Here is a 26,335-nt window from a genome sequence, read left to right as displayed (position 1 = left end):
CATCCCTCTCTAAATTCTAGATAAAAAATCAACTATTATAAGGAAAGTAGTTCTTCCATAGCATCCCAGTCAAAGGTCCTGAGGAGCTTTTCAAGTTCAGTTATCTTCTTTTCATCCTCAGGTGACAGCTTATACTGCTTAAGCTGCCCAATAATCATCTCAACAGCATCATAGTCCATCTGCGGAACGACGTCAGCCAGAGCATCATAAGCATCTCTCAGCTCTTCCTCAGGTATTGCTTCCCTGTTGTCATCCTGGTCATTTCCGGTAGTAAGCTTTGACAGCTTCTCCTTAAATGACATGTAATCAGCCATGAATTTATCGGTATTGGCATCGATAAACTCCACATCTTCGTGATTACCTGCATCCTCGAGACTTGCAGCCAGCTTAGCCAAATCTCCGGCACCGATAATTCTTGCAGAACTCTTAAGAGCATGAACCTTGATGGTATAAAGCCTTATATTGCCGCTGTCGTAGGCATCCTGAATAACCTTAGCATTGGTGTCAATGGTCTCCAGGAAAAGCTGCAGCGAGAAAATAAAGCTTGAAATACCGCCGGAATTCTTAATACCTTCATCAACGGAAATCTCAGGAACATCATTGATCCAAAGCATATTCTCAGGAAGTTCCTTAAGGTCTTCTACAGCATCTGCCGCTTCTGCCTTCTGCATGATCTCCTCGGGAAGATGACGCATGATGGTCTCTTCCAAAGCCTTACTGTCCACAGGCTTTGCCAGATAACCGTTAAAGCCTTTGTCCGTATAATACTTCTCTCCGAGAGCTGCATTGGCGGTAAGTGCATAAACAGGCAGATCCTTATATCTCTCCCTGATCCTTGCCAGAGTCTCAACGCCGTCCATTCCCGGCATCATGTGGTCAAGAAATACTACGTTAAACTTGTTTTCAGCAATCTTATCAAGACATTCCTCACCGCTGGAAGCCGTGGTTACAAACACCTTTGTCGCCTTAAGAAGTCTCTGGATGACGTTCAGGTTCATGGGATTATCATCCACCACAAGAATATCCGCATCCGGCGCAACGAACTTAGGCACATACGGTCCATCCACCGCATGTTCTTCATGCTCTACGAAGTTTCCGAGAGGTGTTTCATCTACTATCTTCTGGTCTACAGTCAGCGTAAATTCAGATCCCTCACCGTATACACTTTCGCAGGTGAGAGTTCCGTGCATAAGCTCAGCAAAACGTCTTGATATATCAAGTCCCAGACCTGTTCCCTGTATTCCACTGTTTTTCTCTTCATCAAGTCTCTCGTAAGCAGTAAAAATCCTGGGCATATCCTCTTCCTTGATACCCATACCGGTATCTTTTACGGAAAAGGCCACCTTGCAAGTATCATCTTCTCTTCTGAGCATTGTTACATTAAGGACAAAGCCGCCATAATTCGTGTACTTTACTGCATTAGTCAAAAGATTAATGACTATCTGCTTTATCTTTTCCGAATCGCCATAAAGTTTCTTGGGCAGCATCTCGTCCACCACGACATCAAAGGTCAGCTCTTTCTGGGTACTTCTTACTCTGACCATGGATACAATTGACCTCAGCATATCCTGAACATCATATTCTATCTCTACAGCGTGCATTTTGCCGGATTCTATCTTAGACATATCAAGAAGATTATTGATAAGTCCAAGCAAAGATTCCGATGCATTTCGTATATCAAAAGCATAGTTCATCATGGACATGAAATAACTTTTGGGCACATCCGTCGGATCCTCTCTCATGATCATCTCATCCATACCCATTATGGTGTTAATGGGCGTTCTGATCTCATGAGAAATATTGGCAAGGAACCTTGTTTTGGCGGTATTAGCTCTCTGGGCCTCATCTCTGGCCTTTTTGATTTCATCATACTGCCTTGTGATGACCGTAACCTTCATTATCCTGTATACTGCAAAACCGGTAACAATCGCCAGAATCAGGGCCATAAACAACCTGAACAGTAAAAGTTCTCTAAGTCTTGGCTTTTTAATTATTTCAAAAACTTCGTCAATGATGACGTCCTCATTATTACTTCCAAGTACCTGAATGTGAAGAGGATAATCACCATAGGACAAACCGGTATATTCAAGAGGCGTAAGCTCACTTCTTTTCAATGTGATTCCTGACTCCTCACGGCCTTCAAAAAACAGTCTGACAGTAGGATTCAACGTAGTATAGTCCATCACAGCCGTATGAATTCTGATACGTTCATCGGATGGCGGTATTACATATCTGCCATTTTCATCCGGAAGAATCTTGGTATCACCGTTATATACAGAGTTCACAGCAACCTTTATATCAGCACTTTCTTCATAATACCTGTCGATGTTAACCTTTATCACACCATATCTGCCGGGAATATAAAGATTACCTTCACTGTCCAAAGTTCCGGTAGAATTGGCTGTTATCGCATAGGGCAGGCCATTTGCTATGGTATAAAGTCTGTAGTTTTTGACATCATCATCAAGAAGCTCCTTCACATCCACCTTATATATTCCGCAGGAAGACATTATCCAGGCAGAATCATTGTTATCAAAATAAATATCATAGTTGTTGTTATAAGGGAAAGAGGTGACGGCATGCATAACCCCTTCCTTCATATATTGGATTGAGTTAGAGGTCACAAGCCAGATTACTTCACTTTTGTCGTCCTTAACCATCTTCATTATTACGTCACTGGTTAATCCATCTTCACGACCAATTTTCGTAACAGCATCACCGTCTATTACATATATTCCATCACCATCAGTAGCCGCAAAAATCTTGCCGCCATTTTCCACAATAATTGCTAAAATAACAGTATTTTTAAGACCTTCCTCCTGACCATAGGTCTTAACTACCTTACCGTTCTTAAGGACTGCTACTCCGCCATTTGTTCCTACGACAAGGCTTCCATCCATAGCTTCAGTAATGCATCTTATCTGATTATGGGGCATACCCTCTCTGGTGGTATAAGCTGTTATCCTGCCGTCAGCATCAAAGCATACCAGTCCCTTTTCATTGCTGTAACCGGCAACCCAGAGATTTTTCTTACTGTCCTCCATGACTGCTCTGATACGGGTTCCTGTCATATAGTCAGTCAGAGCATCATATAGAGGTGTAAAATCATTATTCAGTACATAAAGACCGTTATCCGTTCCTATATATAGCCTTCCCAAATGTCTGCAGGTGGCGTTTGCTACATTTTTCTCCATGCCTGAAATCTCAGAAAGATCAAGGAAATTATTGGCCACAATCTTCATGGCACCCTGGGCTGACGAAGCTACCCATATATTACCCTGATAATCAGAGGTAGTCATTTCTATGGAGCTGTTCATAGGCAGATTTACAAGTGCATGAAATTTCGCCTTATCATCTAGATATCCTAAGCGGCTTGTTGATGATACCCAGACTCTGTCACAGTCGTAGCTGAGCCAATGAGTGTTATCAATGGGGGCAACCACTATCTTCACCATCATTGGTCCCTTATCACCAAAGGCTCCATAGTATAAGTACTTACTCTCTGTACCGAAGTAGATATATCCGGGGCTGTGAGGATCAGCCAATATGGTGGTTATGGGCTCCATTCCCAGCTCATCACTTGTAAAAACATCTGTTATTTTACAATTCTCTATCGCAAAAACCTTACCATTCTTGGTCTGTCCATATATCCGACCATTGGAATCGGCATCAAGCTTAAGAACGCGTTCTTCATTGATTCTCTCATCATCAATGATATTGAGCTGTCCCTCCGGGTCCACATAAGCCACTCCTGCGGTAGTTCCTATGAAAACATTACCCTCATTATCCTCTTCAAAAAATCTGATTGAAGATGAAGGCATACCTTCTTTGTAGGTATAGTGAGTTCTTGTCTCACCATCAATCACAACAACACCGTTATCATTGGTTCCAACCCAGATTCTGCCCTTACTGTCCTCAAAAATACCACGTCCACTGGTAAGACCTTCCGAGGTCTCAAGTCTTTCAAACTCAGAGCCGTCATATCTCATAATTCCACTGTAGCCACCAATCCAGATATATCCGTCGCTGGCTCCCAATATATAATTGGCATCCGAAGTGATAAGTCCATTTGAGGCATCATAAATCTCAGCCGTATATCCCTCCTGGGATATCTGGCCGGAAATGGCATAACCGCCACCTGCCTTTTCTCCATCATCTTCTTCAGCCGCAGCGACACTCTGAGGCTGACATAAAAAAGATAAAACGGACAGGATTGCAACTGTACTTATGAAGTTTTTAAATTTAAAATACTTCAATGACATGCAACCTCCAAATTACATACGATCATATTTCTTCAGAATAACCTTTACTTCAGAAATCGATTCTACAAATACTTCCACGCATTTAGCGTCAAACTGTGTTCCCGCGCCTTCCTGTATGATCTCAATAGCTTTTTCAAGCGGGAATGCCGGCTTATATACTCTCGGCGATGCAAGGGCATCAAAAACATCAGCAACAGCCATGATTCTGGCTGAAAGCGGTATAACCTCACCGTGAAGTCCCTCAGGATATCCCTTACCATCCCATCTCTCATGGTGATATGCAGCCATATTTCGGGCTTCTTTCAGATAACTTCCGCCCTTAACGGTACTGATTGCCTTCTCTATTATCTCTTTACCGGCTGTAGTATGAGTTTTCATGATCTCATACTCCTCATCAGTAAGCTTGCCGGGCTTATTCAGAATCTTATCGGAGATATTAATTTTTCCCACATCATGCAAAGGCGCAGATCTGACTATATCAGAGATAAACTTGGGTGTGATCTTCTCTGCGTAATAGCCCTTTCTTTTTAAGCCTTCAACAATAATCTTTACATAAGCTGCGGTCTTCTGGACGTGGGCACCGGTATCGGAGTCACGACTCTCGACCATATCTGCCATTGTTATGATAAGTCCGTCCTGCATCTGCATGGTGGACTCAGACAGATGTCTTATGCTTCTCATCTGCTCGGCCTGATTTAACGTCAGGTCGCAAATGGTCTTATACAGTTTCTCTATCTCATCCCCTGTATGAATGTTAAGAGATCTGATTCTTCGCACATTATTATCAAGGCTCACCTGATCGTCGCCTGCTTCAGCAAACTCCTCCACGCAGGATGTCATTGCACTGAGAGGATATGTGGTGTAAATACTGGTGGTCCAAAGTTCAAAGGCAACAATAAGAATAAATAGTCCAGCCATTATCAGCAGAATCTTCATGATAAAGTCGATCATATAATCCGCCATGTACTCAAGAGAAACATCGCAGATAATATAGCAGACCATTTTCCCATCATCATTCTTAAGGGGATAGCCAATAGTAAGAAGCCAACTCTCCTCATCTCTTGCTTCAATAGGCTTGATTTGTTCTCCGGCCAGAATGTCATCTTTATATGGCAAGAAGGCATCTTTATAAGGAAGCTTTGTCCCTATGTCATAGCCATACTCCGTTTCCGTATCCAGATCAAAAATAATGTAGCAGCCATCCTCCTCTACTTTTATCAGATACAGATAATCAACGCCCAGTGAATTATTACGTATCTTGTAAAGCATTTCCTTTGTTTCCAGATAGCCGGGGGCATTTTCACCCTCCATCATATATGTATCAATCATGTCGGGATCGACTATCTCTGCAGCAAACCTGCAGGCGTTGCTGGCGGCCTCTATTCTGTCATTTTTAGCACTGTTAAAATACAGGGTAAGCCCAATCCAGGCCATAGCAATTACCAGTACAAATGAAGTCAGAAGCAGCTTACTGCTCTCCCTCCATCGTACGGACCCCTTTGAATCAGCCTTCCACCTATATATCCTGTTTTCTTCCTCTTCAGTCATTACGCGCTGCTTTACAATACTGTTCGCGATTCTGGTAGAAATATCATCCGGAAGAATACGAATAACCAAAACTGCCAATCCAAGGGAAATACCTTTATCAAAGACATTAACCAAAACATCAAGCATCATAGCTGCCGGCAAATATGGAAATCCCGTTGCTGCAGCAAACTCAATAGCTGCGTTGTCAACCACAGAGCCCTGCGTATCCACCCCGATAAATCTACGGATAATGACACTAAGTATGCCCGATATCATCGCTAACATCAGGATATAACCAAATACATCTTTAACTTTTCTAAAGGAGTGTTTTCTTGAGAAAACTGAGGTATGAATAGCTATAAGAGCATTTATAACAGAAAAATACATGTTTGTCGGACTAAACAACATAGAAACAGTGTTAGTCACAACCGCTGTTAAAATGCCAAAGAAAGGACCTGCTATCAGAGTGACATAAATGGTCCCCGTCGTATCAAGATAAAGTGGCAGTTTAAGGCTGCTCATAATAAAGCCCAGTAATACGTTGGCCGCAATTCCGGACAGCACAAGTGCATCGCGCAATATTCTGTTTTTATCTATTTTATGCGAAATGCTTATCTTCACTCTTTTCCCCTCATGAAAAGATACTTGCCCATAATACAAGCACTATATAGTAAATGATAGCATTTACGCAGCTTTTTTCCTATTAAATAAATATGAAAAAAAATTACAATATCATACAAAAAAGCTGAAAATAACGATAATAACGTCGTTTTCAGCTTTAAAAAATTTTTATGGATTTCTTTTATCTATCAGCCTTTGCAGCTGCTCCCTGAGCTATCGGAATGAAGATCATCGCAATTACATAGCACAGAATGTACATGGGAATAAATGTACCAATAAATGCAAAGATAAATGCCGGAAACGGAGCTCCTGCAAATACCTGAACATTGAGCAGGTTCATTACCAGTCCGATTATCACGACAAAGATAACTACTACAGGTACATTACCAAGGAATCTGCCGGGTACACTCTCAGGATCAACCTTAAAAAGCTTGGGAAATCCCATTGCGATAAGCGGAACCGGTACAAGAGCATTAACTACGCATGCAAGAACAAATCCCACCAGAATGTTTATCGCAAGCGAAGGTGTTGTGAACATCTTGTCCGCATTTCCTGAAAATACCATTCCCCCAATTGACATTGCAGTAGCAAGCGGAATATTCATAACCAGATTAAATACAATAAAGAATTTTAAACTAGGTTTACCCATTTTTCTCCTCCCTTTATATCAAGCCTTAGACGGTGATGGTGTAGGCTCACATACTGCTGTATAGTGTGCTTTACGTGCCTTGAATTCAGGATCCTTAAACAGATTCATAAGTCTGCCTTCGTTCTGGAAAATATCATCGCCGTGCATCTTTTTACCTGAAATTGTGTCGTGTGCCTTAGCCTCATCAGCGGGATCGAACTTGAACTTGAATGCACCGTCTACGATTTCAAGAGTTCCGTGAAGTCCGCAGAGCTCACACTCACAGTCTGTTGTGCCGGGATGAATATAGAAGTTGTTACCATTACAGTGAGGGCATGCGCCGGGCTTTCCCATCCACTTAGCGTGCTCAATATCACCGGCAGCTTCTACAAGGTTGCGACCGATCTGCTTCATGCGCTCAATCTTGTCATCCTGCATGATAACGTCCTTTGACCATGAGAAGTAATCGTTATCAATTACAGTCCATGCGGGACTCATTGCGAGCATAGCGTGATCTGTCTCTACGCGGCATGCCCAGTCTGAACCACCGATACCGACGAATGAAATAGCCTTTTTCTTAAGATACTTGGGATCAAGTCCGGGAAGTCCCTGCTCCTTAAGCTTTCCGTCAGCCATATAGAGCATTCCGATATCATGTCCGGGACCCATTCTGTCACAAAGTACATGGAAGAGTCCTGATCCGCCTGACTCATAGATAGGATCTACGATGAGAACACCGTCAGCCTCAGCCATCTTATCAAAAAGTGCAGCATAATCGTCCTTCTGAGAACAGATCATACCCTTACCCATTACAAGTCCTCTGGAGCATGCAACGCAACCAGAGCAGTACTTAATATCCCAGTCAAAAACATGGATGAACTCGATCTCAGCCCCCATCTCCTTTGCAGCCTCAAGGGCAACGCGGCACATTGTATCATTGTTACCGTTTTTTGTCCCACAGGACAGTCCTAAAATTTTCATTGAAACCTCCTACTTATAAAAGCTTTTTGTTATTTAATGCATATATAAACCGCCTTGCGGTCGCATTTTATTTTGTTGCATGTTTTCTATAAACCAGGTAGTGAACCGGTTTCTCAATCACTATACTTGTGATAAGTCCTATTACATGCAGAATCGGATATGTGGACCACCACGCATTTATAAGGTTATTCCCTATCCCCACATTGATGATCGCCATAGAAAAGCTGACGATGGTCACATAAATTGCATTTATGATGAAATTCCTGGTCAGCATCTCCCAAAATGTTCCCTGCCTTTGTTTACAGATATCTTCTGCAAACCATTTACCGATTATCCCCACAGGAATGATAATTGCAGCTACTGTATTTATTGTGAAAGCGCAGCAGCATCCTTTTACCCAGCCCCGGAGCGTATCACCGCCTGCAAGAACCACTGCAGCGGTGTTGATGGACAACGCCATACATATATTGGTTATGATGTTCCATCTGAAAAATTTTTCATTATCCATAGATTTTTAAGGTTTAATTCGTCTTTACGTATTAGTTGCTATTCGCCGGTCTTTTGATAAGGAGCGTACATACTGTAGCCACCGCAATAGCAGCGATCATTATCACAAAAATGCTCATGTAAGAGCCTTGTTTATCGTAGATTGCCCCTGCAAGAGTTCCTCCAAAAGATGCCAGAAGCAGATTCAGGTTAATAATGGAAAAGTTCACAGGGTAATTCTTTACACCAAAGAAATCCATGATAAACGCTGAATTTGTTGGAGTTACTCCGCCGTAGGAAAGACCGAAGAAAACAAATCCTGCAACCACAAGAGGGAGACTATTTGCATTAAGTCCTGCCATTGTAATAAGGACCGAAACCAGATACAGCCCATTGTTGATAAGCATGGTCTTCTTCTGTCCAAGCCTGTCATACAGACCTCCGAAAATGACTCTTCCGATTCCGTTGAAAACAGAAATGAGTCCTACTATAGTTGCTATTGTTCCCGCTGTTAGGCCCGCTGAACTCTCATTTACAATGCCGCTGGCCTGTGCTATAAGCGCCAGTGCTGCTGCACTCATGAGAACTGCCCAGATAAAGTAGAGCCAAAATGAGACCTTCGTAATCATCTCTTTGGTGGTGTAGTCATCGCCTTTTTTTGATATCGCACTGCTTTCTGATTTTGAATAAGCCTTTGCCTCTTCTGCTGAAGGCTTTCTTACGATCATTCCGTCAATGAAAATCACGATAAATACTGCGATTCCAAGCATTCTGAACAGAACTCTCCAGTCATAGGTGGCAAGCATTGCAGCATAGATTTTGCCTACAATAAATGCTCCTATTCCAAATCCCATAAGGAGGACTCCTGAAATCAGACCTTTTTTATCCGGGAACCATTTAGTCACACTTCCCATAACCGTGTTGTATGAAAAACCCGCGCCAAGTCCTGCCAGAACTCCAAATCCAAGGTATAAAAGCCCAATGCTCTGAATGGTACTTACCAGTACAAATCCTGCGAGAAGTAAAATCGCTGAAATAATGAATAGAATTCTTTCTTTGACCTTTCCAGCCAGCAAGCCAGCCACAAGTCCTCCAAGACAAAAGAAGCTCATGGCAAGAGTGAAAGTAAGAGAAAGTGATCCCTTGCTCCATTCTGAAAACTCAGCGGCTATAGGACTTGATAAAACGCTCCAGGCATAGATAAGTCCGGCAAACAGTAAAATTGCGACTCCGGCAACAGCATAAAGCCATCTGTTTATATGTTTCATATCAATGTCTTCCGTAGTTTTCTACGGGTTACTCCTTATTCGTAAATCCTTGCTTTTTCCTCACCTCTAAGAACTCTAAGTGTTCCTTCGGCAAGAGCTTTCATCTCGTTTTCTCCGGGAATTATTTCGATAGGGCCGATAAAGCCTGCGTGCTTCTTGATGGAGTTAACAAAGATATCAGAATATGCAAGTCCTCCTGTAAGGACGATATAGTCAACCTTTCCGTCTACGGAAGGAGCAATTCTTGCGATAGTCTTGGCAGTATTAAGGGCCATTGCCTCAAATACCAACTCAGCTTCCTTATTGCCTTCGCCGACCATTTTTTCTACTTCGCGCATATCAGCAGTGCCAAAATATGAGATCATGCCGCCTTTTCTCTGAAGATTCTTCATCATCTCTTCTTTGGTGTAGTTGCCGCTGTAGCACATATCTACAAGAGCATATGTGGGAAGTCCGCCTGCTCTCTCAGGTGCAAAGGTGCCAATCTCATCATTGAAAAAGTCGATGATCTGGCCATTGGAGTGGAGATTAACTGTAATTCCGCCTCCAAGGTGAGCAACGATTATATTTACTTTGTTGTAATCAATGCCTTTATCCGCACAGAGCTTAAGCGCCGCTGCACGGGTGTTAAGGTTGTGACCCTTTGCAGGAACACGAACACCCTTAAGTCCTGTGATTTTGTTGACCTCAGTCATCTCATCAACAGTGATCGCATCATAGATATAAGCCTTTACGCCGATCTGCTTAGCAAGCTCATAGGCTATTCCTGCACCAAGATTGCTTGCATGCTGATCTACAGGATGAAATCTAAGGGTATCAACCATTCGATCATTTACTTCATAGGCACCGGTTTTTACCGGAGGAAGCGCTCCTCCACGGCCTACGATTGCGGCGAAGGATGAAAGCTCATCACCGTGAGCTGTAAGGCATGTTTCTATCAGACTCTTTCTCATTTCAAGCTGGTCATAGATAGTGGTGTAAGCCTTTAATTCTTCAAGGCTGTGACTGATACTCTCTATCCACTGCTGTTCATCAGCCTGATAAACAGCTATCTTGGTTGAGGTTGATCCGGGATTTATCACCAGAATTTTCTCATTTGTCATATACTTCTCCTTACTGCGCTGCTGCAGCGGATACCACGATAGAAAGGTACTTTTCCTCTGCTGTGGATCCTCTTGAAACCATTACAATAGGGCACTTGGCGCCTACAATGAAGCCAGCCATCTTACCGCCGCAGCTGATGGCGTACATCTTACCCATGATGTTCCCTGCATGAATATTGGGAGCAATAAGAACATCAGGATCTCCGGCGATCTTAGACTCAAGCCCCTTGAACTCTGCAAGGTCTTTTCTCATTACACAGTCATACTGGATAGGACCTTCAACGATGCAGTTCCTGATCTCGCCTTTTTCATTCATCTCCTGAAGCTGAGCAGCTTCTACGGATTCAGGCATCTTAGGATTTACTTTCTCGACACAGGCAAGAACACCAACCTTAGGGCACTCATAGCCCATAGAGCGCAGTGTTTCTACTGTGTTCTCGATGATCTGTTTCTTCTGCTCAAGATCCGGATATGTTACCATTCCGCCATCTACGGGGAGAATCAACTTGTGATATGAAGGAATCTGGAACATGGTGAAATGGCTCATAAGCTTACCTGTTCCAAGACCATATTCCTTATTAACAACCTCCTTGAGGATGATCTTTGTATCCACTTTGCCCTTCATCAGGAAATTGGCTCTTCCCTCACGGACAAGCTTAACTGCTGTTTCGCATGCCTTCTGAAGATCTTCTTCAGGTACATCAAAGATATTTTCCTCAGGGATTTTCTCCTGAAGTCTGGCTAGTATCTCAAGAATTATCTTCTTATCGCCCACAAGAAGAGGCTCGATGATACCCTCGCGGCGTGCATTAACCACAGCTTCAAGAGTATGGTCATCGTTTGCACATGCAACTGCCATGATCTTTTTCTCGGGAGCCCCCTTAACCTTGGCTATAAGTTCGTCAAAATTATGAAAAACCATTGTTAATCCTTTCTGTTATCTCATCTGTATCAATAATGCAGATGCGTTCTTTCTTACTTTCTTGCGGCTCTTCCAATCTCAAGGCCCTTATCAAAAGCAGCTTTGTTGAGAGGAAGAAGCTTTGGCTTACTGCCAAGCTTATGTTCTACTGTTCCCCAGACGATTTCCGGAGCAACAACTTCCGTATATCCTACATAGACACCGAGCATTATTACGTTCAGAACCTTTGAATTACCCATTTCAAGAGCAAGTTCTGTTACAGGTGCCTCAACAATCTCAACGTCAGTTCTGTCAATTTTGTCCTTTACGATTGAACTGTTGATGAAAAGTCTTCCGCCGGGCTTAAGAGTTCCGATAAACTTCTTAAGTGATGGGCCGTTCATAACAATAAGATCATCCATTACATCCCCAAGGGGTGCACCGATCATTTCATCTGAAATAACTACATAGCAGTTAGCTGTACCACCACGCTGCTCCGCACCGTAAGAAGGAAAGAATGTTACATTCTTATCTGTAGAATCACATGTTGCAGAAGCAAGAAATTTTCCAAGGGTCATAACGCCCTGTCCGCCGAATCCGGCTACGCATAAATTTGTTTCCATTTGTTCTCCTTCCTCAGCCTTTATCCCTGATAACACCGAGAGGGTATTCTTTCAGCATGTTTTCCTCGAGGAAATCAAGAGCCTTAAGTGAATCAAGTCCCCAGTTTGTTGGGCAGCTTGTAACTATCTCTACAAGTGAAAATCCCTTGCCTTCAATCTGATATTCAAAGGCCTTCTTAATAGCCTGCTTGGTCTTTATGATATTTCCGGGATTGTTACAGCTGGTTCTTACCAGATACTGAGGAGCAGTAAGCTTATCCAGAAGCTCGCATACGTGCATGGGATAGCCATGTTCCTCTGCAATTCTGCCCTTAGGGGCTGTTGAAGCCTTCATTCCGAACAGAGTTGTGGGAGCAAGCTGTCCGCCTGTCATTCCGTAAATACCGTTGTTTACGAAAATAACAGTGAAGTTCTCTCCTCTGTTAGCTGCTGATACGGTCTCAGCAAGACCGATTGATGCAAGATCTCCGTCACCCTGGTATGTATAGTAGATGGTGTCGGGGTTAGCTCTCTTAAGTCCTGTAGCTACGGCGCAAGCTCTTCCGTGGGGTGCTGTTGTGTTGTCATAAGCCATGTAATCCATCTGAAGACCACAGCAGCCTATTCCCAGAACTGCAGCTGTTTTATCGATAATACCCATCTCATCAATTACTTCGCCGATGAGTTTCATAACTGTGGAATGCATGCATCCGGGACAAAATCCGGATACCTTATCTTCCTGAATTGTTTTTGTTCTGCTGTATAATAATTCCGCCATGTTAAGCCTCCTGTCCTGCTATCTTCATTACAGCCTCAAGCACGGCCTCTCTTGACATTACATTACCGCCTGAGCACAGGCACTTTTCTACAGGGCAACGTTTTCTTACAACTGCCTCAACATCTGATGCATACTGAGCCGGGATAGACATCTCAATATCAAGAATTGCCTTTACCTTTGAATAATCAAGCTTCTCGAAGCTTTCAACCGGGAAAGGATTGAGAGTTATAGGTCTGATCAATCCAACCTTAATACCCTTATTTCTTAGGATATCTACAGAAGACTTAGCGATTCTTCCTGATATTCCATATGCTGTCATGATGATCTCAGCATCCTCAACCTTATACTCTTCAACCATTACGTCATTGGCTTTCCATGACTCGTACATAGCTGCAGCTTCTTCGTTGCACTCCTGCATCTTTGTTGTCTGCCACTGTCCGGGCTGGATCCATGAACGGTTTTTATAATCAAGGGGATGACCTACAAGGGCCCAATTTCTCTTACTCTCTTTTATCTCAGCTACTTTTTCCTCTGACATCATCTCGGGAAGCTCTACAGGCTCCATCATTGTTGCGATAACACCGTCAGCCAGAAGATGAACGGGATTTCTGTCTCTGTCAGCAAGCTCAAAGGCCTTTACTGTAAGGTCTACAGCTTCCTGAACTGTTGAAGGAGCAAGAACGATCATCTGAAAGCCGCCGTTTCCTGCAGCCTTTGTTGCTTCAAAGTAATCCATCTGAGCAGGCTGGATTGACCCTACACCCGGGCCTCCTCTTGCGAAGTTGGCATACACCATGGGAATACGCGCGGATGCACAATATGAAATTCCCTCGCTCTTAAGCGCGATTCCGGGACTGCTTGATGATGTCATAGCTCTGACACCGGCTGATGCAGCACCATATACCATGTTGATGGATGCAACCTCAGACTCACCCTGTACGAAATTTCCGCCTACCTCAGGGAGACGTCTGGAAAAATACTCAGGTACTTCGTTCTGAGGGGTAATAGGATAACCTGCGAAAAAGCGGCATCCTGCTCTAACAGCAGCTTCAGCAACAGCTTCGCTGCCCTTCATAAATGTTCTTGCCATTTTTACTCGCCCTCCTTATAAATCTCAATTGCTCCATCGGGGCACATTCTGCCGCAGGTAAGGCAGCCCACACAGTCTTCCTGTCTGGCAGCCACAACATATTCATAGCCTTTGGCATTTACGTCGTTGCCTACCTCAAGTACATTTTTAGGACAGTACTTGATGCAGTAGCCACAGCTCTTACAGCGCTCGGCAACAACATTAATCTTAAATTTTGCCATTTTGAAACCTCCTATTTGGCTGTTTATCTAACAATTCCAATCTGAAATCATTCAAATTAGTTCTTTAACCACTCATATGTGAGATAGAGATGAATAGGCATGATAGAACGTAAATTTGCCTGTTCCGTCTTTTTTGAAAATTCACCGGCGACACCCTCTCCAATACAAGTCATTTCGATAGGACGATACTGGGAAATGAGTTCATGCATTTTCTCTGATCCTGATACAACCTCTTCCAAGGTAGTTGTAATTCCTGCGTTTGGATTATCCACGAAGTGGATATCATCCAATGTAAGTCTTGAAACCGCCAATATCTCTGAGAGAAACTGATCTATATGATCTATGTCCTGGCAGAAGGGGCGATAATAGTTAAGGACGTACATTACGCAAAGCTCGGATTTATCGATTCCCATCATGAAACCGCCAATTGATCTTGCGCCTATGTCGTCACCACCAACATCCATTACAACTATGCTGTCGTGGTCATGCAGAAGTGCTCTTACGCCACCTGCAACTGTGGGTGCGTCGTAGAACTGCTCTTCAAAGTGGAAATTGATTCCCGCCAGTTCCTGGCTATCCAACATGTCTCTTGATCTGAAAAGCGGTTTTGTCATGTCCATATCAAATAAGTGGACTTCCTTATCGCCGGTGTCTGCAAAAAACTTTGCAAGGTTCAATGCAATTTCACTTTTTCCACAGCCCGCTTCGCCAATCAGTATGAAATTGGTTTTTCCCATTTTTAAGGCATCTTCAATAAATCTCATAAAAGCCTCATTCTATCTGTTAACTCTCAAAATCACTTATCTCATAGAGATAAAGCCGCGATACTGAGAGAGGTTATCGGAAGTACATCTGTCTCCAAGGAATACTGAAGCGATGTTGTGCTGGGGCTTAAGGAACGGGAATTCGTCCTGCTGTGCCCACTCGGGTTTCTTCAGCTTTTCCTTTGCTAAGTTTACGCAAAGCTCGTACCACTCTTCGGGACCTTCGAACCATACTTCAACTACTCTGTCGAACTGTGCGGAAGGTGCACCGTAATTAACTGAAACCTTGCTGCTGACAAGTCTGTTTACTCTCACGCTTCCTGTAAAGAATGGAACCAGTTCCTCATGGAACCATCTCTCTCCCTCTTCCTTTGAGCATCCTTCGGGATACTGAATAAGGAACTGCCAGCGGAAATTGGGACCATCCTCAGGTGTTCTTTCTTTTCCTTTAAAATCTTCTTCCCAGTTGATCGGAACAAAAGCAAAGATGAAGGGAGGGAAATCACCGCCGCCTACTGCTCTTCCGGCATCACCGGATTCTGCATTATTATGTACGGTTGCGGAATCTACATCAGGAATGCATCCCTGCCATCTAAGTACATCCATTGGCATGTATTCCTGGAATATGTTGTTTGCCATCTCCGGAAGATGTTCGTTTACGAGCCAGTAATGCTCAGTGAGCTGCATTTTCCTTGCTCCGAATCTGTCGCCCTCCGGGGGAGTGGGATATGCCTGATAAAAAGCATATTTTGTTACATATGGGGAAAATTTACTGATACTTTCGGGAACGTGATATTTATAGAGCCAGTTCTCGAGTTTCGCTCTGTACTCTTCTTTTGCAAGTCCTACATAGATAAGACTTCTAAGCAAGTTGAATTCATACGCCATAAGATAAACCTCCTGGTCAATGTTGTTTTTGACAAGGAGAATTATAGCCACAGAAATCGCCACAAAAAAAATACCAAAATTTGAATGTTTTGATATCAATTTTGGCATTAGACTTTTTTCTCTTATACAGACTATTCTTTTAGTAAGCGTATCGGCGTATTTTGAAGGAGGTTACAAAATGAGCGATAAATTCTACGCAAAGAGTCCCGGTAACGAGGGTTATATAAAGAACATGGAAGTCCTGTCACATCACGACTGCGACAACCATTACTTATTCCAGTCACAGCTTTATAAGACAGCTGACGGAAAATACTATTTATATGGAGGATGCTTTTACGGAAACGGCGTTGAGATTCTTGACGTAACAGATCCTTCCAATCCCAGACATGTACAGTACATGCCTGTTATGGATCCTGAGAAATATACATATATGTCTACTCCCAAGATCCAGATTGCAGATGATCTTATGATAGTTTCGAACGGAAACTGTCTTGAATTCCTGCATGGACCTGCTCCTGAGAACTTCACTCCCGCCCCCGGCGGAGTTCATATCTTCTCTTTAAAAGAAGACCCCGAACACCCCAAAAAGCTCTCGTTCTGGTCAACAGGAGAGCCCGAAGGAACTCCCGGTTCAGGTGTTCACCGTTTTACATATAACGGCGGAAAATACATGCACTTATCCGCTACTGCAGTTGGATTTAAGGACTTTATCTATAGAATAGTAGATATCTCCGATCCCACAAATCCTACAGAAGTAGGTCGCTGGTGGAATCCCGGACAGTTCTTCGGAAATCAGACCGAAAAGACACGTAAGAAGGAATGGAACGGATGGCAGGGCTACAACACATATCCCGGCTTTGTTCATTTCCCTTATGTGGGCGATGATGAAAAAACAGCTTACCTTAGCTGTGCCGGCGGCGGATTCAAGATTCTTGATATCTCCAACCCCGCATGGCCCCAGGTAATTGGCGAATGCAAGATGACACCGCCGTTTGCTACCAAGTTCGGCGGAGCACTTTGCCACACATTCATGCCTGTACTTGGCACCAACTACGCAATCGGCATGCAGGAAGGCGAGCGTCAGTGGACATACGGCCGTGAGCAGTATGAGCACTTCGGAGTTCACTCCTTCTGCGGAATCGAGATGTTTGATATAAGCAATAAGGAGGACCCGGTACTTATCTCCATCCTTCCTTATCCTGAAGTTCCCGAGGATTTCCCCTACAAGAACTTCAATCAGCTGGGAGATGACTTCCCCACATCCTTCGGCCCTCACAACCTGCATGAGCCCATGACAGGCAAGCCCTGGATTGAAAACAACAAGGATCGTGCCTACGACTGCTATTTCCATGCAGGTCTTAGGGTTTATGATATCTCCGATCCTTATGTACCGAAAGAAATTGCATACTTCATACCTCCGAATCCGGAGAAGCTTTGCTTTGATGTGAAGATGCCCAACAAGCCTCTTGGCACTGCTGAAGACGTTGTTGTAGATGACAGAGGCTATATCTACCTTAATGCAATGCACGACGGCGTATATATCCTTAAGAGCCTCGTGTAAGAATCAAGACTCGCTTGGAAGTTTTGCACGCCGGAGTTTAAACTCCGACTGAGTTAAATCGCTAGTTTCTACCATTACTATAGACTACCTTTAAGAAAAAAGTGGCTTTCATGCCACTTTTTTCTTTGGTATTATAGTGTCTATGAATGATAAACAGATAGAATGCTTTTTAGAAACAGGTAAATATCTAAGCTTCACCAAGGCCGCACAGAATCTATATCTTCCGCAGCCTGCAGTAAGCCGTTATATCTCCGCTCTTGAACAGGAGTTGGGGACTACTTTGTTTGTGCGTGAAAACAGCAGAAATATTGCGCTTTCAGAACCCGGCAAAGTATATTTCAATTTTTTCCAGAGATATTATGCAGAGTTCACCAACATCAGACGCATGCTGTCCAATAGCACTACTCTCATAAGACTTGGCTACAATGTCGGATGGAATGTCTCATATTTTTTGCCTGAAGTAGTCCGTAAATGTCGCGAAATTGACCCTGATTTCAACATAATATTTGAATGTCTTGGTTTTAAGGAGCTCACCCATTCCCTTGAGGATAAGCGACTTGATGCCATTATCACCACCAACGATTATCTTGAGAACAGAACGGAATTTGTGCGAAACAAGTTCACGTCGATAGACAGAATCATTGTATATTCGGAGCTTCTTCCGGGATTTGAATCAGTAAAATCTCCCAAAGATCTGTCAGAATATACATTCTATATGGTGGATGATCCCAGAATCGGTGAATTGTGTCAGGATATTGAGATCATATTCCGTCCCTACGGTTTTGTCCCTAAGTTTACTGCAGCTGCAAACATATCAACTGTTTTTGCAAATATCGAGAACGGACTTGGCGTGGCCGTTTTGGATGGATGGTATCAGGGAATACATCATCCCGGAATTCACACCCTGAAACTCAATAAGGATCTGCCCATATCCATGGCATGGCACAGAAGCACTGTTTCACCATCAATTGAATTATTGTATAATCAGCTTGCTGAATATTTTAATATGCATAAAGAGGAGGAAAAATAAAATGGAACCTGTACAGAGTATTGATGCTGAAGACGATCAGTTTGCATATCGCTATGACACACAGCTTCTTATCGACAGACGTGATAAGGACTTGGATGAGGATGAAATAGCAGATTATATCACTACACATTTTGAAGGAAACTCTCTTATCGCCGCAGGCGACGAGGAGATCGTTAAAATCCATTTCCACACAAATGAGCCCTGGAAGATCCTTGAATACTGCAATACCGTTGGAGAAATCTACGATATCGTAGTTGAGGACATGATCAGACAGTCAGCGGGTATGCAGGGATAATACCGCTATTATTGACAAAATGAAGAACGCTGCAAGGCACATCATTGCACCGGTAATTCCCATGGCTCCTGCCAGAATGCCTGTAAGTGCTGTAAACACAACGCCACCTATACCCGTTGATACAGTTATCATCGCGGTTGCGGTGGCCTTTCTTTTTCCTGAGAACTGCAGAAGTGTGGTCAGAACGCTGGGGTAAATGGCTCCGCAGGCAAAACCAAGAGGAATGCAAAGAGCCAGCACTACAGCTGCACTGTTCATCTGAGCTATGATCACTGTAATCACGGGAATGGCTATTACTGAAGTAATGAGTATTTTCTTAGCATGAGCGGAGAAATAGCCCACCAGCACGCGGGACGGAATCATAACCGCCCAGAACAGCGATAAAGCATATTTTCCAAGGGATGACTTCAAAACATCAGTAAAAAGTGTATCTACGAAGAATGCAAAACCATTCTCAAATCCCACATAGATGCACATAACTACGCAAAGCAGCAGAACTCCTATGATAATAAACTCTCCGTCTCCCACTTTTTCATCATCTGCAAGGTCCTTTACCTCTCCTGTGCTGTCTCGATTGGCCATAATTCCCACCAGAGTGATCACCGTTCCAAGGGACAATGTAAGGAAGAACATCCTCCAGCTAATTCCTCTTTTCAGATAAAAATCCACAAAAAGTGGCGAAACCAAGGCTCCAAGGGCATACATGGAGGTCATGATTCCTATCTTCTTTTTACCTGTTAAGGGATAGCTTTCCGCAAGAGCAGCGATAGCTATGAACTGAAGTGCACTTGTGGTCATTCCAAGGAAAAAGATTCCCACAACGAACAGCATCTGAATGGAACTTATGAAAATAGCGCAGGCAAAAGCAGCCTGTATCACCTGCAGGATAAGAATACATTTAAGTTTATCTGATTTATCTGCCCAGTTTCCAAGGATAAGCGGTGCAAGCATAGTTGCCAAAAGCTCTACGGCAGCAAAAAGGCCCATATTTGTTATGGACAGATCATAGGTTTGGCCAATACTGTACAGGCTTGCCTGATATCCACCGGCTTCAAATCCATTGATGAACACTACAAGAAAAAGGAACAGCCATAATAAATCTTTTTTTCCGTCTCTGGTCTGATTCATAAGCACCCCTCCATGCTCAGGATCTGATGATTATCTGGATTCCTTTTCATCAAGCTCATTCAGGGCCTGATAGTAGATATTCTCGTCCTTTACGCACTCATCTGTTCTGAGTTTCATGGACATTGAGACCTTAATGGTAACGCTCTTACCATTAACCTCATTTATACCCTCAATGCTTTTCTTTAGCTTTGCAGCCAGTTCTTCAAGTTTTTCTCTGGAATCAGTGTATGTAAGCACACTAAAATAAGCTTCCTTAATTCTCGAAGCAGCTGCGCTCTGACCGATACATTCTATTATCTTTTCACCTATTTCACGGACTACTCTGCCGGCCTGCTTTTCACCGTAATCCGCAGTAATCCTCTTATGGTTCATGTTATGGATGATAATTACGCCATAGTTCCTGCCTGCATCATTAAACTGCATAGCATAGTCAGACATAACATCCATATATGACCTGAAGTTCATAAGCCTGGTCAGATTGTCTAGTTTGGACGGATTAACCAGCTTCTGAACTCTGTAAAGCTCCTGGTCGATATCCGCAAAATTACCCACAAGACCTACTATTTCGCCCTTGTCATAAAGGGGCATCTTATTACAGATGATGTTGTGAACGACACCGTTAACTATGCACTGTCCACGGGCGTTAAAGACAAATTTGCCCTTTCCGATCACATCAAGCTCATCGCCCTGATAGGGTCCGTCATTGACATGCCAGTGCATCTCCTCGTCTGTTTTACCGATAATTTCATCAAGAGAGCCAATCTCATAAAAATCCAAAAATGACTGGCTGACACCTCTAAATCTGCGCTCTTTATCCTTCCAGAAATGCATGGTTGCAGAATTATCTACTATATTTTCCCAGATTAATGCGTATTCCTTAACCTTCTCAGAAAGCTCAGGACTGTCATGTCCTGCATCTCCGTATGTCAGATTATCAAGAGCCTCACCCATCTCCCTGGATAAAGTATTGATCGTGAACAGATATTCATTTCCATCGGTTCCGGGCACCATAAGAAGTATGATCGTTCTCCACTTATAACTGCCATCCTTTTGGCGAAGCCTGAAGTTTCTTGCGATATAGCCCTTCTTACTCTCTTCTCCCCTTTGCTTGATGGTATTTGTATCAATAAACGCCATAAATGAAACACGTTCATCGGGATATACGCATTCCTGTACAAACAACGCCACCATCTCATGGAAATCCTGATAAACGTTAGCGCTGCCTGTCATATATCTGTAAGCGCCAATAAGAGGTGATGCCTTATTTGTACTTATATTGATCAAAAGAACAACTTCAAAGAGGTTATTGAGCTCTCTTAGCCTGTAATCCAGCCTGTCTCTCTCCTTGATATTCTGGTCCAAGGATATATTCGATATGGTAGTTTTGAACAGATAACGGTCATCATTTTCTGCCAAAACCTTGCCCTTAAGATAGTAATAATTTCCCTTATCTGTATAATAAAAACTTTCATAATTCCTGCTTTTTATGGCTTTTTCAAGGAACTGCTCATGCTTGTCCAGAAGCGGTGAAGCAGGATTATAGATAGTGCTGTCGATATATTCAAGATCATCAACTGCAACTCTTATCTGCTGTCTGTAGGCGTCATTCATAAACAGAGTCTTGAAGTGCTTTCCATCATACTCCGCTACCTGAAGTGCTGTCTCAGTATCCCTTGTATTGAAGCTTGCAGTCTCATAATAATTTCGCCACTTTCGCTCTTCTATGGTAATGCCCTTCTTTTCAATGCTTTCAAGCATTTCATTTAAGGGTTTTGGCAAGCCGAAATAAGCCCCCTGAAGCTTACCGCAACCGATAGCCTTTAGGAACTTCACCTGCTCCTGGGTTTCAACACCTTCAGAAAGCGTCTTGATCCCAAGCTTTTTGGCCATTGCAAGAGATGAGCGAACAATGGTCTTGGACCTCTCACTCATATTTGCAAGGAAAGCCATATCCAGTTTTAGTACATCAAAATGGTAATCCTTTAACAGATTTAAAGAAGAGTATCCGCTACCGAAGTCATCAATCCAAACCTCATAGCCCCTGTTCCTGAAGCTTTCAATAACACCTGTCATCAATGCTTTATCCTGGGCTATCATGCTCTCTGTGAGTTCTATATGCAGATAATCTCTGGGAATATCATATTTCTCAACTGCTCGCTCAACAACTTCAAGCATGTCGCAGACCATGAAATCCAGTCTTGAAAAATTCACGGATACAGGGAATGCAGTTTTTCCGCTCGCTATAAGGTCATGGATATCCCTGCACACACTTTCAACCATAAAACAATCGAGCTTATGAATCTTTTGGGTTTTCTCCAAAACATTGATAAACTCGTCAGGTGATAAGAAGCCCACATCAGGCGCAACCCACCTTGCCAGTGACTCAGCCCCGGCAAGCTGCCCCGTAAGTGAACGCACAACAGGCTGATAATAGACCTTAATATCCCCTGCTGCGATTGCTTCTTCAATATGATCGACTATGTAATGACCTAGCGCTCTTTTCCCCGAATGATTAGCCATAAGTTATCCTCGCCAAAAACGTTAGTTCCACATAGTCATTCTATCATCGAAATATTAAATTTTTATAAATGCTATATTATGCGCGTATTATATTTTCAGAATATAAGTGCGAATTTTAATTTATTTATTCAAGTCCCATTACTTCTAAAATTTTGACATCATATCCGAATATGCTGTGATATATTTTTATGTGGGCCTGCCCGGTTTCAAGGGCCTGAATAGCTCTGCCTCTCTTAACGGTAAAGGTCTCCTTAGTACCATCATCATACTCAACATCAATGTAGAATTTGCGGGTTTTGTATTTGCTGCCCGACAATTTGGAATGTGTTTTGGTCATTGTGACATTCTCGTAGGTAGGCTCAGATGTTGTAAACACCATTCCTGCACCGTAGCTTGCGGTATTCATAAGGAGAAGTACAAGGAGCAGTCCCAATGCCACATTAAAAAAGGTGTATTTTTCCTGCTCATCTTTAACCCAGAGAATAATATGCCTGATAAATTCGCCAGCAAAAAACAGAATGACTGTGGCCGTAAGCACCAAAGCAACTTTCGTGTTAGTCCTTGGAGAATTCAGTAAATCCGTGTATTTCATCTGGTAAAGGTAATAGAATGTTATGCATAAAAACGAGAACAGATGGGCCAAATTCAGGTCTTCTGTTCTCTCAAGAATCCCCACAGGTCCGCCAATTATCATCAATCTAAGAGCTACAAACAGTGAGTAGAAAAGCATTGTCCAGGGAGATAAAACGCTCCTGCAGCCTGCAAAAAGGTAATCCGCGATAAACATGCACACAACAGGGATATCTATAATGCAAAAGATTATGCCAAATATTTTGTAATAAATCCTAAATGCCAGATTTCTTGGTCTTTTTGTCGTTACTTTCTTGGTCTTATCTCTGTACTGCGCCTCACTTTTAAGAAACGAGAACAGATCGTCAAAATTTTTATGAGTGCACTCCACGATGGAAACATTGTCGCCGTTATAAAGAATAACGATCTTCATTATGCCAAACACAGTGTCAAGGCAGTCCGTTATATCCTCTATCCTGTAGCCGTCCAGCTTTTTAACGTCGATTGTTACAGGCTTTCGAAGAAATTTCTTAATAGTGATCTCTCTTCCATCTACCGTGACCTTTGAAAGCACCGTGGTCACATAAAATTCAAGTGCGATAATGCAGCATCTGCAGACGCACAAATACAAGGCAGTTACCAGTATTTCAGCCCAAATGCTCATGACCTTCTCAGGATTGCTGTTTACAAAATTGAAGAACCACACGGTGGAAAAATATGCCGCAAGCACACTTACCACCGGGATCCAAAGGAAACTTATTACTCTACCTTTTACAACAAAACTTTTCAAAACTTACTCCAACTACTATTATTTTTGAACTGCGAAAGAAATACTAAGCGCGATTCCTTTATCTTAATCCAATTTCTGCAGGGTGAAATCATCCCATGCGCCCCAGCAGCCTGCTGATGCCTTTACTCTGGCTCCGAAGGTAACCTCCGTGCCGTCCTCTTTAACTTCTATCTTATCGATTACGGGATGCTTGTACTCGCGCCATGCGGTGACCTTGGTGCTCTCTTCAATGGTCTCGTCACCGTTAATGCAGTACAGAACGAACTCATCGCCGGATTTGCTGTCACCGCCGTGAATATAGCCGTCAAAGGCATAGGTTCCCTTATCCAGGGTAAGGGTCTGCTCAACCTTGAATTCAAAGTCCGACTCATACCAGAACTTCATGCACCACTCGCCGGTTCTGCAGTCGCTGTGCTTCATGATGCTCACATCCTTAGAGTTGCATTCTGTGGTTACTTCCCAGGCTTCCTTACCGTCTTCAAATCCGGGATTTGCAAGGAGGTTGTCTGCCTTTATCTCTAAGGGGATGGTTACTGCCATCTCTGAATCACCGTCTGTAACTACTCCGTCGATCTCGTACTCACCGATACCGGCTTCTTTTGCGGCATCTAGCGCTGTTTCATCCCAGGCTACTTCCAGCTCCTTCTCAGAGCCGTCGTTATATCTGACGTTTACTTTTTCCGGAAGATCTATGTCTTCACCGGGCTTTGCTGTCACGGCTTCAGTTGTTACGCCTGTCATGGCAAGTACGCCCTCTGAACCCTCTCGCATGTCCGCATACATTCTGGCAGAAGACAGCGGATGTCCATGAAAATCAAACCATGCCTCGTTTTCAACAACAGCGCCGCCACCGCCATAGCTTCTTACGTCCTTGTCGTATTCGCTGGCATAGCCTGTTGCCCAGCCTGAGCCCTTTTCCTCCCAAATGCTCTTATTCTGAGCAAGTATCTGGGTTGAGCCTTCTTTTCCAAGCTCAAAAACCTGTACAGGAAGCCATGCAGGTTCCCAGTAAAATACGCCGATTCCGCCATCTATGGACGATACTGTATCTACCACTGCTCGAACAGAATCTGCCTGCCCCTGAGGAGAAATGTCAAAATTAAATGCATCCACCTCAAGGTCCGCTTCATTCTGAGTATTTCCGCAGCCATCGCCGTCCTCTAAGGTATATACGTAGGAGGTCTCTGCTACCATTACCTTTTTATTGTAGGTCTTCGCTATAGATTCAAGCTCATTTTGGAGATTTTCAAGAGTTCCGTGCCAGTATGGATAGTAGGAGGATGCAAAGACATCATAATCCACCTCGTACTGATCCAGCTTCTCTGCGTACTGCGCAAAATGCTTTTCGGGATTCGCGAAGTGAACTGCCACAAGGATGTCCTCTGAAACGCTTCTTACAGCCTCACTTCCTGCCCTAAAGAGCTTGCACATGCTGTAAAAATCCGTCTCTCCGCACAGTCCGTTATTGGTCTCGTTACCAATCTGAACCATGCCCACATCAACGCCATTATCTATAAGATACTGAAGGCTCTCCTTGGTAAATTCCTTAAGTGCCTCCGCTCTGTCATCTGTTTTCATATCAGCCCAGGCCTTAGGTGCTGTCTGCTTGCCGGGATCTGCCCAGAAGTCTGAGTAATGGAAATCTATAAGAATTCTCATGCCTGCTTTGGTGGCAAGCTGGCCAATTTTCCTGGCATTTTCAAGGTCGCAGTTTCCGCCGCCATAGCCGTGGCCTTCCTCATCCTTAGGGTCATTCCATACGCGAATTCTCACGTAATTTACGCCGCACTCATGAAGAAAATCAAAAAAGCCCTGATCATCCAGCTCATTACCGTCATAATCGTAGTATTTAACACCGCTGTCCCTGAGGGCAGTAAATGAGCTTATATCTATACCGGTAATAAAATCATCTGTCATGTTTTCAACCTTTTTTACGAAAATTCCGGGATCGGCAGACTCACTATTTTGCGTGGGTTCTACGGTTTTTCCATCACCACATCCAGCTGTCATTACTATGGATGCCGCAAGAATCAAACTCAGTACTGCTTTTTTCATAATTACATAATCTCCTCGATTTGTTGTTTTCCTTAGCTATTCTACAACTAATACAACCTAAAAGCACCTGTTTATATTTAATTATTTATGATGCTTGTCAAAATGTTTTGGAACAAAAAAATAAGCGCAGCTGCCAGAGTTAATTACTCTGACAACTGCACTTTTAAAGCATTAAAAGTCCTCAATTTTCCCGCTTACCGGAACATCTTTTTTTGCAATCCTTTAGCTCCTCTACATCAACAGTCTTATCCTTATCTGCAAAAGCT

At 43.2% G+C, this 26,335-nt stretch carries 21 protein-coding genes; 3 read left to right on the top strand and 18 right to left on the bottom strand.

All coding sequences use genetic code 11. The features are described from left to right. Positions 1 to 35 precede the first annotated feature (35 nt). The 14 genes from G603_RS20285 to G603_RS0112505 all read right to left on the bottom strand — a co-directional run bounded on the left by G603_RS20285 (position 36) and on the right by G603_RS0112505 (position 16,120). Entirely contained in the window at positions 36 to 4,262 is a 4,227-nt protein-coding gene (locus G603_RS20285) for an ATP-binding protein (RefSeq protein WP_051207817.1), read from the bottom strand. 12 nt (positions 4,263 to 4,274) lie between these two features. Next, positions 4,275 to 6,410 (bottom strand): HD-GYP domain-containing protein, encoded by a 2,136-nt coding sequence (locus tag G603_RS0112565; RefSeq protein WP_035793106.1) that lies wholly within the window; start codon positions 6,408 to 6,410, stop codon positions 4,275 to 4,277. 181 nt (positions 6,411 to 6,591) lie between these two features. Next, the gene (locus G603_RS0112560) at positions 6,592 to 7,059 is read right to left on the bottom strand and encodes a hypothetical protein (RefSeq protein ID WP_026525158.1); all 468 of its coding nucleotides are present in this window, start codon (positions 7,057 to 7,059) and stop codon (positions 6,592 to 6,594) included. An 18-nt stretch (positions 7,060 to 7,077) separates the two neighbouring features. Continuing rightward, positions 7,078 to 8,019, bottom strand: coding sequence for a flavodoxin family protein (locus G603_RS0112555; RefSeq protein ID WP_026525159.1), 942 nt, complete (start codon positions 8,017 to 8,019; stop codon positions 7,078 to 7,080). Positions 8,020 to 8,086: 67 nt separating this feature from the next. Then, positions 8,087 to 8,527: a DUF2798 domain-containing protein gene (locus G603_RS21595; RefSeq protein WP_051207814.1), complete on the bottom strand. Its 441-nt coding sequence runs from the start codon at positions 8,525 to 8,527 to the stop codon at positions 8,087 to 8,089. Positions 8,528 to 8,558: 31 nt separating this feature from the next. Beyond that, positions 8,559 to 9,773, bottom strand: coding sequence for an MFS transporter (locus tag G603_RS0112545; protein ID WP_026670441.1), 1,215 nt, complete (start codon positions 9,771 to 9,773; stop codon positions 8,559 to 8,561). Between the two features lie 35 nt (positions 9,774 to 9,808). After that, a complete protein-coding gene (gene buk / locus G603_RS0112540) occupies positions 9,809 to 10,876 on the bottom strand; it encodes a butyrate kinase (protein ID WP_026670440.1) in 1,068 nt (355 codons plus the stop codon). Positions 10,877 to 10,886: 10 nt separating this feature from the next. Next, entirely contained in the window at positions 10,887 to 11,798 is a 912-nt protein-coding gene (locus G603_RS0112535; RefSeq protein WP_026670439.1) for a phosphate acyltransferase, read from the bottom strand. Between the two features lie 53 nt (positions 11,799 to 11,851). Continuing rightward, positions 11,852 to 12,400: a 2-oxoacid:acceptor oxidoreductase family protein gene (locus G603_RS0112530; protein WP_026525163.1), complete on the bottom strand. Its 549-nt coding sequence runs from the start codon at positions 12,398 to 12,400 to the stop codon at positions 11,852 to 11,854. 13 nt (positions 12,401 to 12,413) lie between these two features. Further along, positions 12,414 to 13,157 carry a thiamine pyrophosphate-dependent enzyme gene (locus G603_RS0112525; RefSeq protein WP_026525164.1) on the bottom strand — a complete coding sequence of 248 codons (744 nt, stop codon included), beginning with the start codon at positions 13,155 to 13,157 and terminating at the stop codon, positions 12,414 to 12,416. A 1-nt stretch (position 13,158) separates the two neighbouring features. Beyond that, entirely contained in the window at positions 13,159 to 14,247 is a 1,089-nt protein-coding gene (gene vorB, locus G603_RS0112520) for a 3-methyl-2-oxobutanoate dehydrogenase subunit VorB (RefSeq protein ID WP_026670438.1), read from the bottom strand. A 2-nt stretch (positions 14,248 to 14,249) separates the two neighbouring features. After that, the gene (locus G603_RS0112515) at positions 14,250 to 14,468 is read right to left on the bottom strand and encodes a 4Fe-4S dicluster domain-containing protein (RefSeq protein WP_026525166.1); all 219 of its coding nucleotides are present in this window, start codon (positions 14,466 to 14,468) and stop codon (positions 14,250 to 14,252) included. 56 nt (positions 14,469 to 14,524) lie between these two features. Next, positions 14,525 to 15,232, bottom strand: a complete 708-nt coding sequence (locus tag G603_RS0112510; protein WP_051207812.1) for an ATP-binding protein — start codon at positions 15,230 to 15,232, stop codon at positions 14,525 to 14,527. A 36-nt stretch (positions 15,233 to 15,268) separates the two neighbouring features. After that, positions 15,269 to 16,120, bottom strand: coding sequence for a hypothetical protein (locus G603_RS0112505; protein WP_026525168.1), 852 nt, complete (start codon positions 16,118 to 16,120; stop codon positions 15,269 to 15,271). Between the two features lie 178 nt (positions 16,121 to 16,298). Here G603_RS0112505 and G603_RS0112500 point away from each other — a divergent pair, with 178 nt between their 5' ends. The 3 genes from G603_RS0112500 (at position 16,299) to G603_RS0112490 (ending at position 19,006) form a co-directional block, all read left to right on the top strand. Then, a complete protein-coding gene (locus G603_RS0112500; RefSeq protein ID WP_026670436.1) occupies positions 16,299 to 17,681 on the top strand; it encodes an LVIVD repeat-containing protein in 1,383 nt (460 codons plus the stop codon). A 142-nt stretch (positions 17,682 to 17,823) separates the two neighbouring features. Continuing rightward, the gene (locus G603_RS0112495; RefSeq protein ID WP_026525170.1) at positions 17,824 to 18,711 is read left to right on the top strand and encodes a LysR family transcriptional regulator; all 888 of its coding nucleotides are present in this window, start codon (positions 17,824 to 17,826) and stop codon (positions 18,709 to 18,711) included. A gap of 1 nt (position 18,712) precedes the next feature. Then, complete coding sequence (locus G603_RS0112490) at positions 18,713 to 19,006, top strand: hypothetical protein (protein WP_026525171.1); 294 nt, start codon at positions 18,713 to 18,715, stop codon at positions 19,004 to 19,006. Here the strand turns inward: G603_RS0112490 and G603_RS0112485 are convergent. The 4 genes from G603_RS0112485 to G603_RS22625 form a co-directional block, all read right to left on the bottom strand. Next, complete coding sequence (locus tag G603_RS0112485; RefSeq protein ID WP_026670435.1) at positions 18,986 to 20,134, bottom strand: MFS transporter; 1,149 nt, start codon at positions 20,132 to 20,134, stop codon at positions 18,986 to 18,988. The two genes, G603_RS0112490 and G603_RS0112485, sit on opposite strands and share 21 nt — an antisense overlap. Before the next feature lie 30 nt (positions 20,135 to 20,164). Further along, a complete protein-coding gene (locus tag G603_RS21590; RefSeq protein WP_026670434.1) occupies positions 20,165 to 22,654 on the bottom strand; it encodes an EAL domain-containing protein in 2,490 nt (829 codons plus the stop codon). A 124-nt stretch (positions 22,655 to 22,778) separates the two neighbouring features. After that, positions 22,779 to 24,014 carry a hypothetical protein gene (locus G603_RS0112475; RefSeq protein WP_026670433.1) on the bottom strand — a complete coding sequence of 412 codons (1,236 nt, stop codon included), beginning with the start codon at positions 24,012 to 24,014 and terminating at the stop codon, positions 22,779 to 22,781. A gap of 63 nt (positions 24,015 to 24,077) precedes the next feature. After that, positions 24,078 to 26,069: a glycosyl hydrolase 53 family protein gene (locus tag G603_RS22625; RefSeq protein WP_051207810.1), complete on the bottom strand. Its 1,992-nt coding sequence runs from the start codon at positions 26,067 to 26,069 to the stop codon at positions 24,078 to 24,080. Positions 26,070 to 26,335 lie beyond the last annotated feature (266 nt).

Source organism: Butyrivibrio sp. AE3006 (assembly GCF_000424165.1).
Classification (GTDB): domain Bacteria; phylum Bacillota; class Clostridia; order Lachnospirales; family Lachnospiraceae; genus Butyrivibrio.
This window is presented reverse-complemented; position numbering and strand designations above follow the sequence as displayed.

What these genes read in the sequence shown, in the direction of transcription:
- G603_RS20285 (WP_051207817.1), bottom strand. Translation starts at nt 4,262, where the DNA reads ATGTCATTGAAGTATTTTAAATTTAAAAACTTCATAAGTACAGTTGCA.
- G603_RS0112560 (WP_026525158.1), bottom strand. Translation starts at nt 7,059, where the DNA reads ATGGGTAAACCTAGTTTAAAATTCTTTATTGTATTTAATCTGGTTATG.
- G603_RS0112555 (WP_026525159.1), bottom strand. Translation starts at nt 8,019, where the DNA reads ATGAAAATTTTAGGACTGTCCTGTGGGACAAAAAACGGTAACAATGAT.
- G603_RS21595 (WP_051207814.1), bottom strand. Translation starts at nt 8,527, where the DNA reads ATGGATAATGAAAAATTTTTCAGATGGAACATCATAACCAATATATGT.
- G603_RS0112545 (WP_026670441.1), bottom strand. Translation starts at nt 9,773, where the DNA reads ATGAAACATATAAACAGATGGCTTTATGCTGTTGCCGGAGTCGCAATT.
- buk (WP_026670440.1), bottom strand. Translation starts at nt 10,876, where the DNA reads ATGACAAATGAGAAAATTCTGGTGATAAATCCCGGATCAACCTCAACC.
- G603_RS0112535 (WP_026670439.1), bottom strand. Translation starts at nt 11,798, where the DNA reads ATGGTTTTTCATAATTTTGACGAACTTATAGCCAAGGTTAAGGGGGCT.
- G603_RS0112530 (WP_026525163.1), bottom strand. Translation starts at nt 12,400, where the DNA reads ATGGAAACAAATTTATGCGTAGCCGGATTCGGCGGACAGGGCGTTATG.
- G603_RS0112525 (WP_026525164.1), bottom strand. Translation starts at nt 13,157, where the DNA reads ATGGCGGAATTATTATACAGCAGAACAAAAACAATTCAGGAAGATAAG.
- vorB (WP_026670438.1), bottom strand. Translation starts at nt 14,247, where the DNA reads ATGGCAAGAACATTTATGAAGGGCAGCGAAGCTGTTGCTGAAGCTGCT.
- G603_RS0112515 (WP_026525166.1), bottom strand. Translation starts at nt 14,468, where the DNA reads ATGGCAAAATTTAAGATTAATGTTGTTGCCGAGCGCTGTAAGAGCTGT.
- G603_RS0112510 (WP_051207812.1), bottom strand. Translation starts at nt 15,232, where the DNA reads ATGAGATTTATTGAAGATGCCTTAAAAATGGGAAAAACCAATTTCATA.
- G603_RS0112505 (WP_026525168.1), bottom strand. Translation starts at nt 16,120, where the DNA reads ATGGCGTATGAATTCAACTTGCTTAGAAGTCTTATCTATGTAGGACTT.
- G603_RS0112500 (WP_026670436.1), top strand. Translation starts at nt 16,299, where the DNA reads ATGAGCGATAAATTCTACGCAAAGAGTCCCGGTAACGAGGGTTATATA.
- G603_RS0112495 (WP_026525170.1), top strand. Translation starts at nt 17,824, where the DNA reads ATGAATGATAAACAGATAGAATGCTTTTTAGAAACAGGTAAATATCTA.
- G603_RS0112490 (WP_026525171.1), top strand. Translation starts at nt 18,713, where the DNA reads ATGGAACCTGTACAGAGTATTGATGCTGAAGACGATCAGTTTGCATAT.
- G603_RS0112485 (WP_026670435.1), bottom strand. Translation starts at nt 20,134, where the DNA reads ATGAATCAGACCAGAGACGGAAAAAAAGATTTATTATGGCTGTTCCTT.
- G603_RS21590 (WP_026670434.1), bottom strand. Translation starts at nt 22,654, where the DNA reads ATGGCTAATCATTCGGGGAAAAGAGCGCTAGGTCATTACATAGTCGAT.
- G603_RS22625 (WP_051207810.1), bottom strand. Translation starts at nt 26,069, where the DNA reads ATGAAAAAAGCAGTACTGAGTTTGATTCTTGCGGCATCCATAGTAATG.